15 protein-coding genes are annotated in these 16,396 nt (G+C 65.2%); 4 read left to right on the plus strand and 11 right to left on the minus strand.

Annotation, left to right across the window (positions count from 1 at the left end):
* Positions 1-46: 46 nt before the first annotated feature.
* The 4 genes from MUB52_RS04540 to MUB52_RS04555 all read right to left on the minus strand — a co-directional run bounded on the left by MUB52_RS04540 (position 47) and on the right by MUB52_RS04555 (position 3,613).
* On the minus strand, positions 47-1,324 hold the full coding sequence (locus MUB52_RS04540) for a TRAP transporter large permease (protein ID WP_263843006.1): 1,278 nt from the start codon (positions 1,322-1,324) through the stop codon (positions 47-49).
* 1 nt (position 1,325) lies between these two features.
* A complete protein-coding gene (locus tag MUB52_RS04545; protein ID WP_263843007.1) occupies positions 1,326-1,820 on the minus strand; it encodes a TRAP transporter small permease in 495 nt (164 codons plus the stop codon).
* A gap of 75 nt (positions 1,821-1,895) precedes the next feature.
* Positions 1,896-2,873 carry a TRAP transporter substrate-binding protein gene (locus MUB52_RS04550; RefSeq protein WP_263843008.1) on the minus strand — a complete coding sequence of 326 codons (978 nt, stop codon included), beginning with the start codon at positions 2,871-2,873 and terminating at the stop codon, positions 1,896-1,898.
* Between the two features lie 26 nt (positions 2,874-2,899).
* The gene (locus MUB52_RS04555) at positions 2,900-3,613 is read right to left on the minus strand and encodes a GntR family transcriptional regulator (RefSeq protein ID WP_263843009.1); all 714 of its coding nucleotides are present in this window, start codon (positions 3,611-3,613) and stop codon (positions 2,900-2,902) included.
* A gap of 221 nt (positions 3,614-3,834) precedes the next feature.
* Here MUB52_RS04555 and MUB52_RS04560 point away from each other — a divergent pair, with 221 nt between their 5' ends.
* Genes MUB52_RS04560 through MUB52_RS04575 form a run of 4 tightly spaced genes read left to right on the plus strand, consistent with a single transcriptional unit; the run spans position 3,835 to position 7,760 of the window.
* Positions 3,835-4,959: an ABC transporter permease gene (locus tag MUB52_RS04560; protein WP_263843010.1), complete on the plus strand. Its 1,125-nt coding sequence runs from the start codon at positions 3,835-3,837 to the stop codon at positions 4,957-4,959.
* Positions 4,956-5,741, plus strand: coding sequence for an ABC transporter ATP-binding protein (locus MUB52_RS04565; RefSeq protein WP_263843011.1), 786 nt, complete (start codon positions 4,956-4,958; stop codon positions 5,739-5,741). Before MUB52_RS04560 ends, MUB52_RS04565 begins: the two co-directional genes overlap by 4 nt.
* A 16-nt stretch (positions 5,742-5,757) precedes the next feature.
* Entirely contained in the window at positions 5,758-7,107 is a 1,350-nt protein-coding gene (locus tag MUB52_RS04570; RefSeq protein ID WP_263843012.1) for an MlaD family protein, read from the plus strand.
* Positions 7,104-7,760 (plus strand): ABC-type transport auxiliary lipoprotein family protein, encoded by a 657-nt coding sequence (locus MUB52_RS04575; RefSeq protein ID WP_263843013.1) that lies wholly within the window; start codon positions 7,104-7,106, stop codon positions 7,758-7,760. Before MUB52_RS04570 ends, MUB52_RS04575 begins: the two co-directional genes overlap by 4 nt.
* Before the next feature lie 46 nt (positions 7,761-7,806).
* Here MUB52_RS04575 and MUB52_RS04580 read toward each other — a convergent pair whose 3' ends face one another.
* The 7 genes from MUB52_RS04580 to MUB52_RS04610 form a co-directional block, all read right to left on the minus strand.
* A complete protein-coding gene (locus MUB52_RS04580) occupies positions 7,807-8,748 on the minus strand; it encodes an ABC transporter permease (RefSeq protein WP_263843014.1) in 942 nt (313 codons plus the stop codon).
* Positions 8,745-9,788, minus strand: a complete 1,044-nt coding sequence (locus MUB52_RS04585) for an ABC transporter permease (protein ID WP_263843015.1) — start codon at positions 9,786-9,788, stop codon at positions 8,745-8,747. Before MUB52_RS04585 ends, MUB52_RS04580 begins: the two co-directional genes overlap by 4 nt.
* A complete protein-coding gene (locus tag MUB52_RS04590) occupies positions 9,778-11,298 on the minus strand; it encodes an ABC transporter ATP-binding protein (RefSeq protein ID WP_263843016.1) in 1,521 nt (506 codons plus the stop codon). The genes MUB52_RS04585 and MUB52_RS04590 overlap by 11 nt, the downstream gene beginning before the upstream one ends.
* A complete protein-coding gene (locus tag MUB52_RS04595; protein ID WP_263843017.1) occupies positions 11,295-12,653 on the minus strand; it encodes an amidase family protein in 1,359 nt (452 codons plus the stop codon). Before MUB52_RS04595 ends, MUB52_RS04590 begins: the two co-directional genes overlap by 4 nt.
* A gap of 15 nt (positions 12,654-12,668) precedes the next feature.
* A complete protein-coding gene (locus MUB52_RS04600) occupies positions 12,669-13,652 on the minus strand; it encodes a BMP family protein (RefSeq protein WP_263843018.1) in 984 nt (327 codons plus the stop codon).
* A gap of 43 nt (positions 13,653-13,695) precedes the next feature.
* Positions 13,696-14,991: an amidohydrolase family protein gene (locus MUB52_RS04605; protein WP_263843019.1), complete on the minus strand. Its 1,296-nt coding sequence runs from the start codon at positions 14,989-14,991 to the stop codon at positions 13,696-13,698.
* Positions 14,992-15,163: 172 nt separating this feature from the next.
* Positions 15,164-16,384: a helix-turn-helix transcriptional regulator gene (locus MUB52_RS04610; protein ID WP_263843020.1), complete on the minus strand. Its 1,221-nt coding sequence runs from the start codon at positions 16,382-16,384 to the stop codon at positions 15,164-15,166.
* Between the last annotated feature and the right edge of the window lie 12 nt (positions 16,385-16,396).

The following is a 16,396-nucleotide window of genomic DNA, read 5'->3' on the forward strand; positions in this document are numbered from 1 at the left end:
TCCACCTTGGGTTTGACCGACCACAAGGCTTAGGAAGGCTCGTCCGTCACGGCATCAGGACCAATGGCAGCCACGTCGCGATTGGCGGCACATAAGAGACCAGCAACAAGACAAGGATGTTCGTCGCGATGAAGGGGAGGATGGCCACGACCACCGGGCTCAATGGCAAGCGTGCGATTCCGGCACAGACGAAGAGGCACACGCCCAGCGGCGGTGTCGTCAGGCCGATCATCAGGTTCAGCACCGCGAATGTGGCGAAATGCAGCGGGTCGATGCCCACGGAGGTGGCCAGCGTCAGCAATGGCACGAAGAGGATGATCAGGGCCGCAATCGTCTCCATGAACATACCGACGACCAGCAACAGCACATTGACGATCAGGATGATGACAAACTTGTTTTCGGTCACGGAGAGGACGGACGTGGCGATCAGTTGCGGGATCCGTTCGGACACCAGGATCCAGCCGAAGACATTCGCGAATCCCACCAGAACGAGGATGCCTGACGCGGCCACGGCGCTTTCCACGACGATCTTCGGGATTTGCGGCAAGGTGAGTTCCCTGTAGACGAAAAGACCGACCACCAGCGCATAGACACTCGCAACGATCGCGGTCTCCGTCGGCGTCGCCACCCCGCTGAGCAATCCGTAGAGGATCAGGGCGGTCATTGCGAGCGCCCAGAACGCCCCCGCAAAGGCGCGCCCGATCTCGGCGACGCCCTGCCAGTCCTGCTTGGGAAAGTTCCGGCGGCGGGCGATCAGATAGGTGGTGACCATCATCGCCACACCCATCAGGACGCCCGGTACCGCGCCCGCGAGGAACATCTTGCCGACCGAAATCCCCGACAGGGCGCCGACGATGATCATCGGAACGCTGGGCGGAATGATCGGGCCGACCGTGGAGGAGGCCGCCGTGACCGCGGCGGCAAACTCAGGAGGATAGCCCGCCTTCTTCATGCCCGGGATCATCACGCCACCAATGGAGGCCGCATCAGCCACGGCTGTTCCGGTGATCCCACCAAAAAGCATGGAGGCGCCTACATTGGTCAACCCCAGCCCGCCCCGGATCCACCCCACGAGCGCGTTGGCAAAGCGGATGATCCGCTCGGTGATTCCGCCGCGGTTCATCAGATTGCCCGCCAGAATAAAGCCCGGGATGCTGAGCAGCACGAACACATCCATGCCCGCATACATCTTTTGCGGCATCACCACCGGGGGAATTCCCATGATCAGAATGTAGCTCAGCGAACTCAGGCCGAGCGTGATGGCAACGGGCACGCCGATCACCAGGCCCAAGACGAAGACAACAACGAGAACGGTCAGGCCCATTCTACGTCTCCGCGCGATTCTCTGGCTGGCCGTCATCTCCGCAGAGAGCCATCGCAATGACCCGAAGCACGGCGAAAATCGCGAGGGTAGACAGGAGGGCAAAGACCGAGAAATGGATCAGATCCATGCGCACGCCCAGTGCGGGCGAGGTCTGAAGCGCACCGACGGAAACGTATTTCCAGGCCGCGGGAATCAGATAGAGGCAGAGACCCGCCGTCGCGGCTCCGCAGAGCAAACGCAGCCGCCAAGGCCACGCACCGGGCAGGCGTTCGCAGACGATGTCGACGTTGACCAGATCGCCGGAGCGAAACGCAAGCCCGGCCCCGAACGCCACGGTATAGAGCATCGCAAAGCGGGTCAGCTCCTCGGTCCAGACGGGGGAGCTGCCAAAGCCCCGTCCGATAACCTGCACGAGAACCGCAAAGACCAACACGAGAAACGATAGGCCGACGCCGATGCTGCAAGCCGTGACGATCCATCTCTCAATGCGTTTCATGCTTGGTGTCCTAGTTCAGGCATGTGAAAGGGTCGCCAAGCCGCGGCTGGCAACCCTTTCGGACGAAGGCGGATGTCACTCGGCGAAGAACCCTTCAACAATCGGCCGGATTTCCTCGCTGACATTGGCGAGAACTGCATCCTTCGCCGCGGCCTGGAAGGCGGCGCCGTCTACATCGACGAAGGTCATGCCATTGGCTTCGAGATAGGCGCGATCCTCCGCGAGGCTTTCCAGAAGCAGGCTGCGCTCATACTCCTGTGCCACGGCAGCGGCCCCCATGACCGCGGCCTGATCTTCTTCGGTGAGCTTGGCCCAGGTGGATTCGGCAATCGTGAGGTAGATCCACGAGCGCACGTGTTCGGTCAGGTTCACATAGCCCTGAACCTCGTTGAAATTGGCGGACCGGATGAGCGCCAGCGGGTTCTCCTGCCCGTCGATCACACCGCTTTGCAGCGACGTGAACACCTCCGAGAAGGCCATGGGCGTCGGCGCGGCGCCCAGCGCACTCCAGACATCGACGAACAGCGGCACATTGGGCACACGCATCTTCATACCGTCCAGATCGTCCGGCGAGGCGATCGGGCGCTGCGATGTCAGGTTGCGCGGCCCGCGCGCGAAGTATGCGATCGGGCGGATCTGGGCGCGTTCGATGATCTGTGCCGAGATCTGCGCGCCGATCTCGCCCGAGGCCACCTCGTCCATCTGTTCCAGGGTGGCGTAGGCGTAAGGGACAGCCAGCAGCGCCGCCATCGGCGCCCAGTTCTGCAGGCTTTCCCCGGTGATCGTCATGTCGACGGTTCCCAGTTGCATGCCGTTGATCAGATCGATTTCCTTGCCGAGGGATTCATTGGGAAAGACTTCCACAGCGATCCGGCCATCGGTCCGGGCCGACAGTTCTTCGCCGAATTTCACCGCCGCGAGATGCCAGGCGTTCTGCTCATTCGCCAAATGGCCCAGCTTCAGCGTCATCTCCTGCGCAAAGGTCGTGGTCGACGCCAGTGCCGCAACACATGTGGCGGCGCCCAGCATTTTGAGTTTCGTCATCAACCGCATCGGTTTCTCCTCCAGTTTGAAAAGCATCAGTCCGGGTTTGACGGTGATCCTTCGAAGTAGTCCGGATACAGCGTCTGAATTTTCGGCAGCGCGTTCAGTATCTCCCTCAGATGCGCGCGCATGGCCTGCTCGGCCGCATCCCGGTCGGAGCGCTCTATGGTGTCCACGACCGTTTCGTGCTGCTTGATGAGGCGCGCGACCGGAAATTCCTCGTTCGAGATGAAGCGCACCCGGTCCATCTGCGATTTGATCGCGTTGAGGTACTCCCAAGCGCTCTCGACCCCCGCAGCATGGGCGAGCGTGCGGTGAAAGGCCTCGTCGAGCTCAATGAAATGACTGAAATTGCGACGCGCCACATCCGCTTGCCCTGCGATCTGGTGGCGCAGCTCGCGGATCAAAGCGGGATCGGGGTTTGCGGCGAGAAGCCGGACGATATCGGCTTCGACCGCCTCTCGCACGAACCGGCCGTCCAAGACGGATTGGTAGTCGATCCGTTTCACGAAGGTGCCCCGCTGCGGGCGGATTTCGAGCAGCCCTTCATTCACAAGGGTGATGAAGGCCTCGCGCACGGGTTGGCGGCTGACGGCATAGTGCTTGGCCAACTCAGGTTCCGACAGCCGGCTCATGGGGCGCAGATCATTGCGGATGATGCGGCTGCGTAGAATGAGCCGCAGTTGTGGCGCTACCGCTTGTAGCGGATCCAGGCGCCACCGGTTGAGATCACCCAAAACCAGATTCATCCATTCCCCCGAAGAGATGCATACTTCCCTACTACCATACAAGTCAACGGAGTATATCTTTCGCAGGTTCCCTCAGTGCCCCCTTGGGTACGTCCAAGCGGACGTTCAGGGGTGACGCGTGATTGCGCTGACAGGCAACGCACGACTTGTTGCCCCGGGTGCAATCCCTAAGATGTGAAACACGGACACCGAAGCTCGCGCACCGCTGGATCTTGACGACCATGACATCAGCCCTGCTCAGTCTGGACGATACCGGCGACCCGGCCACCCTGCGGCTCTCGGGGCGATTGGTCACTGAGACCCTTGCGAGCGTCGAGATGGACTTCCGCAACACGACCGTTCAGGCGCCTGCCCTGCAGATCGACCTGAGCGGGCTCGATGCAATGGACACGGGCGGTGCCTGGCTGATCGCCGATCTGCAAGCGCGGCTTGAAAAGCAGGGCGTGCGGATCGCCTTCAGTGAATCAGACACGCCGCGGACCGATCTGATCGCAAAGGTGGCCGCCGCCCTGCCCAAAGAAGAAGGCATCGAAGATCGGCCGCGCGGCATCATTCCGTGGATCACCGGGATCGGCGAGACAACCGCAAACGTGGGCCGGTCCATGGTGTCCTTGCTGAGCTTCATGGGCGAGGTGCTGTCCGCCTTTGCGGCCACCGCTCTGCGCCCGCGCCGTTGGCGCCCTGCCGCTTTGGTCAGCCAGATGGAGGAAACCGGCCTCAACGCCATCCCCATCGTGGTCCTGATGAGCTTCCTGATCGGGGTGGTCCTCTCCTTTCAGGGCGCGGCGCAGCTGCGCCAGTTCGGCGCCGAGGTCTTTGTCGTCGACCTGATCGCCATCTCGATCCTGCGGGAATTGGGCATCCTGCTGACCGCGATCATCGTTGCGGGCCGCTCGGGCTCGGCCTTCACGGCGTCGATCGGCTCCATGAAGGTGCGCGAAGAGCTCGACGCGATGCGCACCCTCGGCCTCGACCCCATCGTGGTGCTGGTCTTGCCGCGGGTGATCGCGCTTGTCATCGTGCTGCCGATCCTCGGCTTTATCGCCAATATCTCTGGGCTTGTGGGCGGAGCGCTGATGAGCTGGGCAGAGCTGAACGTGAGCCCCGGCATGTTCATCACCCGCCTTCACGAGAACACCGACATCTGGCACCTCGCCATCGGGATGATCAAGGCGCCGGTCTTCGCCGCCATCATCGCGACGGTTGCCTGCTGGCAGGCGATGCAGGTGCGCGGATCGGCTGACAGCGTCGGACGCCACACCACAATTTCGGTCGTTCAGTCGATCTTCCTGGTCATCGCGGCAGATGCGCTGTTCTCGATCCTCTTCGCCGAGCTCGGCCTGTGACCGCTCCGCCCGACACCAACCGAGAGCCCGTGATCCGGGTCCGGGGTCTGCGGACGCAATTCGGCCCGCAGGTGGTGCACGACCAGCTCGACCTCGATGTCTGGCGGGGCGAAGTCCTTGGCATCGTCGGAGGATCGGGTACCGGCAAATCGGTTCTGCTGCGCACGATTGTCGGGCTGAACCGTCCGGCGGCAGGGTCGATCCACGTGCTGGGCGCCGATGTCCTGCATGGCAGCCGACAGGACCGGGCCGACACGGAACGCCGCTGGGGTGTCGCCTTCCAGGACGGCGCGCTTTTCTCGTCGCTGACCGTGCTTCAGAATGTCATGGCACCGATGCGAGAACACCTGAACCTGTCGCATGGCCTGATGAAAGCGCTCGGGGAGTTGAAGATCAGCCTTGTCGGCCTGCCCCCCTTCAGCTGCGGCAAGCTGCCCTCCGAGTTGTCGGGCGGTATGCGCAAACGCGCAGCTCTGGCGCGCGCCCTCGCGCTGGACCCCGAGATCGTGTTTCTGGATGAGCCCACCGCGGGCCTCGATCCGATCAGTGCCGCCGCATATGACGACCTCATCGGCGAGCTCAAGCGCGCGCTGGGGCTGACGGTGTTCATGGTGACCCATGACCTCGACAGTCTCTATGCGATCTGCGACAGAATTGCAGTGCTGGCGGAGCAGAAATTGCTCGTCGAGGGCCCGATCGAGGAGATGGCCAAAGTCGATCACCCCTGGGTGCAGGCCTACTTCACCGGGCCGCGGGCGCGTGCCGCCCAGGACAAGACATAGGAGCGGACAGGCGGTTATGGAGACCAAGGCGAACTACCTGCTGATCGGTGTCTTCACCCTGCTGGGGGTGATTGGCGCCGTTGGCCTGTTGCTGTGGTTGGCCAAGATCGAAGTCGACCGGCAGTATGCGTACTATGATATCCTGTTCGATGATGTCGCGGGCCTGGGCGCGGCCAGCGGTGTGCGGTACAGCGGCCTCCCCGTAGGGCAGGTGATCGACCTCGCGCTCGACGAACAGGACCCGTCGCGCGTCCGCGTGCGCATCGAGGTGGAAGCGGAGACCCCGATCACCTCCGAAACCGTGGCACGGCTGCAGGCGCAGGGGGTCACCGGTGTCAGCTATGTCGCCTTGTCGGGCGGATCGCAAACCGCGCAGCCGCTTCCGGAAGACGCGGTCATCCGCTCTGAGCGATCGGCGCTGCAATCGGTCTTCGAGGGCGCGCCCGAGTTGCTCGAACGCGCGATCGGGCTGCTCGACGACATCAACACCGTCTTCGATGATCAGAACCGGCAGGCCGTGACCACCATCCTCGACAACCTCGCCACATCCTCGGGCCGGCTCGACAGCGTGCTCAGCGATGTCGAGACGCTCTCGGCCGATCTGGGTTCGGCCGCGCAGGGTGTCGCTGCTTTCGCCGACCGGCTGGAACGATTGGGCGATACGGCGGAAACCACGCTGACGACGGCCAACGACATGCTGAACCGTGCAGGCCAGACCTTTGACAGTGCAAATGAGACCATCACAACCATCGAGACCTTCACGACGGATCAGCTCACACCGCTTGCCTCCGACCTGCGGAGCACGGTCCGGTCTGGCGGGGAGGTGATCGAGCGTCTGGGCGAGAATGCCGACACCGTCACCGGACGGCTGAACACCTTGGCAGACGAGGGCGAGACCGCCCTCGCATCTGCCACACAGGCCTTCGACCGGGCCACCGCGTCACTGGAACTCATCGATACCGCCATGCGGGATGCATCACAGACACTCACATCGGCCAACGAGACCTTCAGCTCGGCAAATGCGCTGATCGCGGACGACATCGGCAGCATTGTCGAGGACCTGCGCGGCGCAGCCACCGCCTTCACCACCGCTGTGGAGGACGCGGCAACGAATATCGACTCGATCTCCGGCGAGGTTCTGGCCGCATCACAATCTGCGGCGCGATTCACCGGGACGCTCGACGAGGTCTTCACCGGCAACGAACGCCAGCTCTCCGAGTTCCTCCGTGTCGGATTGCCGGAGTTTCTGCGCTTCACCGAAGAGGCGCGTGGCCTTGTCGTCAACCTGGAGCGCCTTGTGAACAAGATCGAACGCGACCCGGCGCGCTTTCTCCTCGGCACCCAAAATTCGGAGTTCCGCCGATGATGATGATGTCCCGCGCGGCGCGCATTATGCTCCTCCTGTTGCTGACGGCGCTCTCCGGCTGCACCGGGCTTGCGAACCTGTCCGGTGTGACCACGCCGACGGATCTCTATGTGCTCAGCCCGAAGAGCACCTTCAGCGCCTCGCTGCCGCAGCTGCGCGATCAGATCGTGGTGCAACAGCCGACCGCCACCGCTGCGGTCGACACCGACCAGATCGCAGTGCAACCGACCCCGCTTCAGGTTCAGTACCTGCCCGGCGTGCGCTGGGTCGACCGCGCACCCCTGATCGTCCAGGCGCTGATGATCGAGAGCTTCGAGAATACCGGAAAGGTGCCCGCGGTCGGCAGCTCCACCATCGGCCTGCGCGCGGACTACCTGATCGTCACGGACATCCGCGAGTTTCAGGCCATTGTTCCGCCCGGCCCGGACGCCTCCGCGCTTCAGATCGACGTGCGCCTGAACATCAAGCTGATCGACTCGCTGTCAGATCGGATCATCGGCTCGCGCTCGTTCGAGGAGATCGTGCCCTCTGCCTCCGACGCGCCCGATGACGTCACGCAAGCCTTCGATGAAGCGCTCGGCGACACGATGCGCGATGCCATAGAGTGGAGCATTCGCACGATCGCGCAGCACGCCGCAACGGGTGAGGGCTGAGTGATCCGAACTTGGCGGCGTTCCCTGTGACCGCACCGGTGGGGCCCTACCGCTCTCCCCGCCGGTAGGGGGTCATCAGGGCTGCGGGAACCTCGGCGCGCCGTGCCACGAGGATCAGGGCCACAATCGACAGGATGTAGGGCGCCATGAGGAAGAGCTGATAGGGCACCCCTTCGACCACAGTCTGAAGGCGCAGCTGGTACGCATCGAAAAATGCAAAGAGCAGCGCGCCCAGAAGCGCCTTGCCCGGACGCCAGGATGCGAAGACCACCAGCGCGATGCAGATCCAGCCCCGGCCCTGCACCATGCCGGGAAAGAAGCTGTCGAAGGCAACCATGGTCAGGAAACTGCCGCCAACGGCCATCAGGGCCGAGCCTGCAACAACCGCGCCGATCCGGATCCGGAACGGGTTGAGCCCCTGGGCTTCGACCGCGTGCGGGTTCTCGCCGGTCATGCGAATCGCAAGCCCAAGCGGTGTGCGCGCGAGCACATAGGCCATCACGGCCACCGCAAAAAGCGCGATATAGGTAGGCATTGCCTGTGAGAAAAGCACAGGTCCAAGCAGCGGCAGATCCGACAGCAGTGGGATCTCAAGGGCGCGGAACGGCTCGATCGTGGGCGGTAGGTCACCCACCTCGACAATCAAGCGATAGAGGTAGTAGGCCAGCGCCGAGGCGAAGAGCGTGATGCCGAGCCCTGACACATGCTGCGAGAGGCCAAGAGGCACAGTGAGGATCGCGTGGACCAGCCCCATCGCAGCACCACAGAGAGCCGCAACCAGCAGACCGACCCAGAGCGGCGCGCCCAAGAAGACTGCCAGCCACCCGGTCATCGCGCCCATGGTCATGATGCCTTCGATCCCCAGGTTGAGCACCCCGGCGCGCTCGCACAGGAGCGCGCCCAGCACCCCGAAGATGAGCGGCGTTGCGATGCGCAGCACTGCGGCCCAGAGGCTGGTGTTCAGCAGCAGATCCATTGCCTCGGTCATCGGCGCACCCGGTACGTGGTGAAGAGAAGGGCGACGATCATGGTCAGCAGGCAGAGGGCGACGATGACATCTGCAATGAAGCTGGGCACACCGGTGGCGCGACTCATGGCGTCCGCGCCGACAAAGACCGTGGCGACGAAGATCGCGGCCGCCACCACGCCCGCGGGGTGAAGCGCTGCAAGCATGGCCACCACAATGCCGGCGTAGCCGAAGCCCGGGCTCATGGTCGTGGTCACCCCGGCGGTCACGCCCAGCACCTCGACCGACCCGGCGAGGCCAGCCAGCGCGCCCGACAGCAGCGCCACGCCCATCAGCGTTCGCGGCAGAGAGATACCGGCGAAGGCGGCCGCCCGGGCATTCAGACCGGCTGCGCGGGTTTCGGCCCCGAAGACCGTGCGCGCCAGCACAAGCCAGACCAGACCGGCCGCGGCGACACCGATCAGAAGCCCGACATGAAGCCGGGTCCGCGGGATCAGATCGGGCAGCCGGAAGCTGCTGTCCACGGGCACCGACTGCGGCCAGCCGAAGGCCAGCGGATCCCGCAGTGGGCCCTCGATCATCAACCCGACGAAGAGCACCACGATGAAGTTGAGCAGCAGCGTGGTCACCACTTCATCCACGCCGAACCGCAGCCGTAGATAGGCCGGACCCGCCAGCAGCAGCGCCCCCGCCGCCATTCCGGCGAGCAGCAGAACCGGCACCCCGAGCCAGCCTGGTGCGGCCAGCGTATGCCCGATCCAGGCGGTGATGAGAGCGCCGGCAAAGAACTGGCCCTCGCCGCCGATGTTCCAGAGCTTTGCGCGAAACGCGACGGCGGCGGCCAGCCCGGTGAAGATCAACGGGGTGGCGCGGGTCAGCATCTCGGTGATGGACAGCCGCGACCCCAGCGCTCCGCGCAGCATCTCCCCATAGGCGCCCAAGGGGTTCACCCCCGCCGCCGCGATCAACCCCGCCGCCAGCAGCAATGCCGCGCAGATGGCGGCCAAAGGCGCGAGCAGGACCAAGTGCAGCGGTGCGTGGGCGCGGCGTTCAAGACGCATGGGCTTGCGCCTCCCAAACGCCCGCCATCATCAGCCCAAGCCGCTGGGGGTCGGCCTCGTCGGCACCGATCGGCTCGGACAATCGGCCCTTCACAATCGCCTGAATGCGGTCGGAGAGCGCGACGGCCTCCTCCAGCTCCTCCGAGATCAACAGGATCGCCGCCCCTGCCGTCCGGGCCGCCAGCAACTCGGCATGCACCGCGGCAATCGCCCCTTCGTCGAGCCCACGGGTCGGCTGGTTCGCCAGAACGAAGCGCGGATTTGACGACAGCACCCGGCCCAGGATCAGTTTCTGCATATTCCCCCCGGACAGGAGCCGCGTGCGGGTCTCCGGCGTGGCGCCGCGGATATCGAAGCGGGCGACGATCTCGGCGGCATGAGCCTTGCAGGCGGCACGGCGCACGAACCCCATGCGCGAGAAAGTCGGCGTGCGCAGCCGCTCGAGCACGGCGTTTTCCCAGAGGCCGAGTTCGCCCACCACGCCTTCGACGTGACGATCCTCGGGGATCCGCGCGGCGCCTGCCCGGATCATGCCGCGCGGACCGAGCGCTGCGACGTTCTCGCCCGCAAGCGTCAGGCGCCCGGCGCTTGGTTGCATGAGCCCCGACAGCAGCGCGCCCAGAGCGGCCTGCCCGTTGCCCGAGACGCCAACGATGCCGAGGATTTCACCGGCCTGCACCGTGAAGGACAGCTCATCCAGCGCCCTCGCGCCCTGCGGCCCGACCGAGACCCGTTCTGCCACGAGGACCGGTCCGCCGGTCCGATGCGCTTCACGGACAGGCCGCTCCACTCTGCGGCCGACCATCAGCTCGGCCAGTTCCGCGGGGCTGGTCTCGGCCGTCGCACGCTCGGCCACCATCCGGCCTCCCCGCAGAACCGCGACGCGATCCGAGGCCGACATCACCTCGTGCAGCTTGTGGCTGATGAAGATGAGCGACAGCCCCTCGCGGGTCATGTCGCGCAATGTCTCGAAGAGCCGCTGCGCCTCGGGGCGCGCGAGCACCGCAGTGGGTTCGTCGAGGATCAGGATCCGGGCATCGCGATGGAGCGCCTTCAGGATCTCGACACGTTGACGCTCGCCCACCGAAAGACGCCCCACCCTCGCATCCGGATCCACCGGGAGGCCGAAGCGGTCGGCGATCTGCAGCAGCTTTCTCCGCGCCGCGATCCGCGCCGACCGGAGCCGGGTCAGCGGTTCGGAGCCCAGCATCAGGTTGTCGAGCACCGTGAGGTTTCCGGCGAGGGTGAAATGCTGATGCACCATCCCGACACCGGCGGCGATGGCCGCCCGAGGGGTGGCGGGCGGCAGCTCCTGGCCGAAGACACGGACAGATCCCGCATCGGCGGCGTAGTGTCCGAAGAGGATGTTCATCAGTGTGGTCTTGCCCGCGCCGTTCTCGCCCAGCAGCGCAAGGATTTCCCCCTGATGCAGCGAGAGCGTCACATCCTCATTGGCGGTGAGGGCGCCGAACCGCTTGGTGATACCCTCAAGCTCCAGCACCTTGGTCATGCCGGCAGCCCTGCAATCGGAAAGGGAAAGGAGAGCGCGGGCGCGCGCGCCTCGATCTCGGCGCCCAGATCGAGGAGTGTCTGATCGGCCCCGCGCGGCCCGATCAGTTGCACCCCCAGGGGCAGCCCGTCTGCGCATCCGAACGGCAGCACAAGCGCAGGCAGGCCTGCCACATTGGCCAGCGCCGCATTCGGCGCAAAGGCACCGAGGCGCTCCCTGTGAAGAGTGGTGTTCGTGCCCGAAAGATCGAACGCCCCGACGGGCGGCGGTGGCGCCGCAAGCATGGGCATGAGGAGCGCATCTGCCTCCGAGAAGAGCGCCGAGGCCGCGTCGGCCAAACGCGCGCCCTCACGGGCCGTGGCAAAGAGTTCGGTGGCGGGCATCCTGCGCCCCTCGGCGGCCATGGCCGCAGCCAGCGGTGGCACCTCGTCATCGGAGATGTCGAGTGCTGCCAGCCACTCGGCCAGCGACACGGCGAGGATGGTCCAGGCCACCTCCTGCGCCTCCGACCCGATGCGATCCGGAGCCGGGATCTCCTGCACCTCATAACCCGCATCGCGCAGGGCATCGGCAGCAGCGTCCGCGGCACGGCGCTGCGCGGCGCCGCAACGCTCTGGCAGCGCAAGCCCAACCCGCCGCTGTATCCGCGCCGGAGGTGCCACGCCCGGCTGACGCACAGCCTGGAACGTCGCTTCGACGTCGCAGACGGAGCGGGCCAGCACCAGTTCCGACACGATGCCCATGAGATGATTGCGGAAGTCGGGCCCGCCCGGCACCGACCCACGCGAGGGTTTGAGACCGGTCAGACCACAGCAGGCTGCGGGCACCCGGATCGAACCCGCCGCATCGGTGGCATGTGCGATGGCAACGATCCCGGCCGCCACGGCGGCAGCCGCTCCGCCGGACGAGCCGCCCGGCGTGAGATCCGGGTTCCAGGGGTTGCGGGTCGGCGGCAGTGCCTCTGGCTCGCAACTGAGCGACAGACCGAAGGGCGGCGTCGCCGTCAATCCGAAGGGCAAGAGGCCGGAAGTCCTGAATGCCTTCATCAGATCACAATCGGCCCGGGGCACCAGCCGCCGCCGGCGCAGGGCGGCCGACCCCGCCGCAGCAGGCAGGCCGCGGGCCGCGCCGCCGAGGTCTTTCACCAGAAACGGCACGCCATGGAACGGACCGCGTTGGTCGGGAGGGACCGCATCGGCGGCGGCGGCCGCAGCGCGTGCTGCGACCGCATCGAGATGCACCACGGCGCCAAACCCCTCGCGCGCCGAAGCTGCCGCGAGGCTCTGCTCCATGGCCGCGCGCGCGGTGGTGCGCCCCTCACGGATCGCGGCTGCGAGGGCCGTGGCATCGCTCATCGGTGCGACCGCCGGTCAGGCCGGCTCACTCTCGTCGATCGGCAGGGTCCATTCGCCGGACGAGATCGCCGCCTGCTTGGCCTCCATCGGCGGGATCGCCTCGGCCGGCACGTCCTCGGGCACATAGATCAGCTCGTTCCCGCCGTAGGCCATGAAGGAATACTCGGTATAGTCGCGCCCCACCGCAGTGCCCGCCTGAATGTCCGCAACGATGGCCGCGATGGTCGGACCGTAGTTCCAGATCGCATTGGCAAAGACCGTGCCTGGATACCGTGGCGTATAGTCGATGAGCGAGCCAATCGCCTTGATGCCGCGCTCTTCGGCGGCATCTGCGGTGCCGATACGTTCACCGAAGAGGATATCTGCACCTGCGTCGATCTGGGCAATGGCCGCCTCCTTGGCGCGCGCAGGGTCAAACCAAGCGCCGATGAAACCGTTGAGGAAGCTCGCATCGGGGTTCACCTCGCGCACACCGGCGCGGAAGGCGTTGATCAGCAGGTTGACCTCGGGGATCGGATAGCCGCCGACCGAGCCGAAGACGTTGCTTTGCGACATACGCCCGGCCAGCATGCCGGCAAGATATGCCGCCTCGTGGTTGCGCGTCCCGAAGACACCGAAATTGTCGCCTTGCGGGCCGCCGGAGGAGCCCATGAGGAAAGCGGTTTCGGGATAGTCCGCGGCAACTTCACGGGCCTCGCGCTCAACAGCGTAGGACTCGCCCCAGACAAGCTGCGCGCCACCTTCGGCGTATTCCGCCATGGCGCGGGGGTAATCCGTGGGCGCGACCCCTTCCGAGAATTCGTAGGAAATGCTGCCCGCGGCTGCGGCCTCCTGAAAGGCGAGATGGATGCGGCTGTTCCAAGCGTTTTCCACGGGCGAGTTGTGCACGGCGGCCACGCGGATCACCGATTGCGCGGTGGCGCGGCGGAGGTAGGCCGGCAGCGCAAGCGTTGCGGCAGCGCCGACCATAAGGTGGCGACGTGTGGTCTTGAGTGTCATCTGGAGATCCTTCCTTGTTGGTCTTTCAATCTGTTGTGTGGGGCTACCCATCCTCGGCAACGGGCGCATAGGCCGCCGGGTCGAGCGTGTCGGGACGGTCCGGCAGGTCGAGCGTCGCGACCCGCGGTGCTGTGCGCGACAGCACCTTGCCACTGCGAATGACCGCCAGCCGGGTGGCCTTCATCCGAACCGCCTCGATCGGGTCCCGCGCCTGCAGAAGCACCATATTGGCCGGACCGCCCTTGCGGAGTGTCGGGTCCGGCAGGCCCATTGCCCTGGCACCGTTGAGCGTGACCGAGGTGAAGGCCCAGGCCATCGCCTCGCGCGAGGTCATCGGTACCGCGTGTACGCCCATATGTGCCACTTCAAGCATGTCGGCAGAGCCGAGCGGATACCACGGATCCATCGTGCAATCCTGCCCGAAGGCCACGTTGACGCCGGCGCCGCGCAACTCCTGCACCCGCGTCAGGCCACGGCGCCGCGGATAGGTATCGGACCGGCCCTGCAGCGTGATGTTGATCAGCGGGTTCGGCACAATGTTCATCCCGGACTCCGCGATCAGCGGGACCAGCTTGCTGGCGTAGTAGTTGTCATAAGAATGCATTGCCGTCGCATGGCTTGCCACCACCCGCTCGCCAAGTCCCAGCCGCGTTGTCTCATGCGCCAGTGTTTCGATGTGCCGGGACATCGGGTCGTCGCTCTCGTCGCAGTGCAGATCCAGCATCAGGCCGCGCTCTGCCGCGATCTCTGCAAGCCGCGTGACCGACCGCGCGCCCTCGGCCATGGTCCGTTCGAAATGCGGAATGCCGCCGACCACGTCGACGCCCATGTCGAGCGCGCGCAGCAGGTTGGCTTCGGCCTCCGCCGCGCGGAAAAGCCCATCCTGAGGGAAGGCGACCAGCTGAAGATCGATGTAGGGGGCCACTTTCCGGCGCACCTCCAACAAGGCCTCGACGCCAACCAGCGGTGCGGTGGAGACATCCACATGCGAGCGGATCGCCAGCAGACCTTGCGACACCGCCAGATCGCAGTATCGCATCGCGCGCGCCGCGACGGCCTCGACGGTCAGCAGCGGTTTCAGCTCGCCCCAGAGCGCGATGCCCTCCAACAGGGTGCCCGAGACGTTGAGGCGCGGCAGGCCGAGGCTCAGCGTCGCATCCATGTGGAAATGCGGATCGACGAAGGGCGGAGAGAGCAACTGGCCCCTTCCGTCGATGTCCTCGCGCGCCTCCGCCTCGATTGCGGGCGCGATATCTGCCACCACGGCGCCCCGAATGGCAACATCCAAAGGCCCGCGCCCATCCGGCAAGCGGACGTTCCTGATAATGAGATCCAGCATCCCCCGACACCCTTTTGCCGCCACGATACGGAGAATTTCGAGAACCTCCAATGATTTCATTCGGCGGCCTGCCGAAAACGCGCTCTGACCGATCTTTCGGCCATTTTGGCCGCAATCGGCCTGCGGCTCTCCGCCCAAGTGGTGCCATATCGTTCAGAGGGATGTCGCTGCTTCAGGCGCGGGCCGGCTGACGGTCGTCGGCGGTGGCGCTTTGCCGATACTCCGACGGCGTCATGCCGACCTTCTGCTTGAAGGCGCGGTAGAAGACCGAACGGGAATTGAAGCCGACATCATATGTGATGCTCAGGATCGAACCTTCTGTTTCGGCCAACTGCCGCTTGGCCTCTTCGATGCGGAAGCCATTCACATAGTCAAAGAAGTTCTGACCCAGCCGCTCGTTGAGCGCCTGCGACACATAGTGCCGCCTGGCCCCGACACGCTCGGCCAGATCCCAAAGCGACAGTTCAGGGTCGCGGTAGAGCCTGCCCTCTGCCATCGACTTGTCGATTTTCCCCGCGATGCGGGCCAGATGCGCGCCGTCCTGCGCCGCATGTCCGTATTTCCGCACAGTCTTGGTCGGCGCCCGCTTTTCAACTGCGACGGGCCGCTTCGGCATCATACCGGGCTGTTGGCGCACGCCCCAGATCGCGATGGTCCACAAGAGCGCAATCTGCGCCAGCGCACCAGCAAAGAACGACACCGCGGGTGTAAGCATAGCTTTTGCGGTCCCCGCCGCCTCCAGCAGGATGCTGATCAGGTTGACCCCCCAGAAAAGCGCAACAACCGCCGTCAGGGCCCAGATCCACCGCAATTCTCGACCCTCGGTGCTGGCATAGAGGTCCTTCAGCCGGGTTCTGTAGGCCAGCAACCGCCGCACCGTCAGACCGGCGTAGAGAGGAACAAGCGCGTAAAAGAGCAACGTCACGGACCACAAAAGACCGATGGTCACCGGTTGCAGCTGCACTGCAACATCGAGGCCAGCAGACACCCCGGCCTGCTGCGCAAGGACAAACACATAGGTGACCACCGCATAGACAACCGGCGCCGCATGCAGCCGGGTGCGCATGGGGGCGTCGGGCCGGGTCGGGTCGGCCGTCAGTCGTCGAACGTAGAGCCACAGCAGCATCGGCTGCACTGTGCTCAGGGGCACCTCGGCCAAGTCCAGCGCCAGGCTCATCAGCGGCATCGGATTGCCGAGGGTCAGATGCTCCACCGGCAGCGCCACCAGCCGCGCTGTATTCGAGAGAAAGAACACGCCCAGCGGCAGGCGGACCGACCGGTTGGGACCCGGCAGAAGCAAAAGATGCGCGCAAAAGGCCGAGACCATGAGTACACCGACGGCAAGCGCCAGCCGCCAGGTCTCAAGCTCGGCCGATTGGGTCGCAATATCCATCTCAAATCCGAC

Origin of the sequence: Roseobacter sinensis (genome assembly GCF_025755255.1) — a bacterium.
GTDB lineage: Bacteria > Pseudomonadota > Alphaproteobacteria > Rhodobacterales > Rhodobacteraceae > Roseobacter > Roseobacter sinensis.

Excerpts from the sequence above, each read along its gene's own strand:
- MUB52_RS04540 (WP_263843006.1), bottom strand. The coding sequence starts at position 1,324 with ATGGGCCTGACCGTTCTCGTTGTTGTCTTCGTCTTGGGCCTGGTGATC.
- MUB52_RS04545 (WP_263843007.1), bottom strand. The coding sequence starts at position 1,820 with ATGAAACGCATTGAGAGATGGATCGTCACGGCTTGCAGCATCGGCGTC.
- MUB52_RS04550 (WP_263843008.1), bottom strand. The coding sequence starts at position 2,873 with ATGCGGTTGATGACGAAACTCAAAATGCTGGGCGCCGCCACATGTGTT.
- MUB52_RS04555 (WP_263843009.1), bottom strand. The coding sequence starts at position 3,613 with ATGAATCTGGTTTTGGGTGATCTCAACCGGTGGCGCCTGGATCCGCTA.
- MUB52_RS04560 (WP_263843010.1), top strand. The coding sequence starts at position 3,835 with ATGACATCAGCCCTGCTCAGTCTGGACGATACCGGCGACCCGGCCACC.
- MUB52_RS04570 (WP_263843012.1), top strand. The coding sequence starts at position 5,758 with ATGGAGACCAAGGCGAACTACCTGCTGATCGGTGTCTTCACCCTGCTG.
- MUB52_RS04575 (WP_263843013.1), top strand. The coding sequence starts at position 7,104 with ATGATGATGATGTCCCGCGCGGCGCGCATTATGCTCCTCCTGTTGCTG.
- MUB52_RS04580 (WP_263843014.1), bottom strand. The coding sequence starts at position 8,748 with ATGACCGAGGCAATGGATCTGCTGCTGAACACCAGCCTCTGGGCCGCA.
- MUB52_RS04585 (WP_263843015.1), bottom strand. The coding sequence starts at position 9,788 with ATGCGTCTTGAACGCCGCGCCCACGCACCGCTGCACTTGGTCCTGCTC.
- MUB52_RS04590 (WP_263843016.1), bottom strand. The coding sequence starts at position 11,298 with ATGACCAAGGTGCTGGAGCTTGAGGGTATCACCAAGCGGTTCGGCGCC.
- MUB52_RS04595 (WP_263843017.1), bottom strand. The coding sequence starts at position 12,653 with ATGAGCGATGCCACGGCCCTCGCAGCCGCGATCCGTGAGGGGCGCACC.
- MUB52_RS04600 (WP_263843018.1), bottom strand. The coding sequence starts at position 13,652 with ATGACACTCAAGACCACACGTCGCCACCTTATGGTCGGCGCTGCCGCA.
- MUB52_RS04605 (WP_263843019.1), bottom strand. The coding sequence starts at position 14,991 with ATGCTGGATCTCATTATCAGGAACGTCCGCTTGCCGGATGGGCGCGGG.
- MUB52_RS04610 (WP_263843020.1), bottom strand. The coding sequence starts at position 16,384 with ATGGATATTGCGACCCAATCGGCCGAGCTTGAGACCTGGCGGCTGGCG.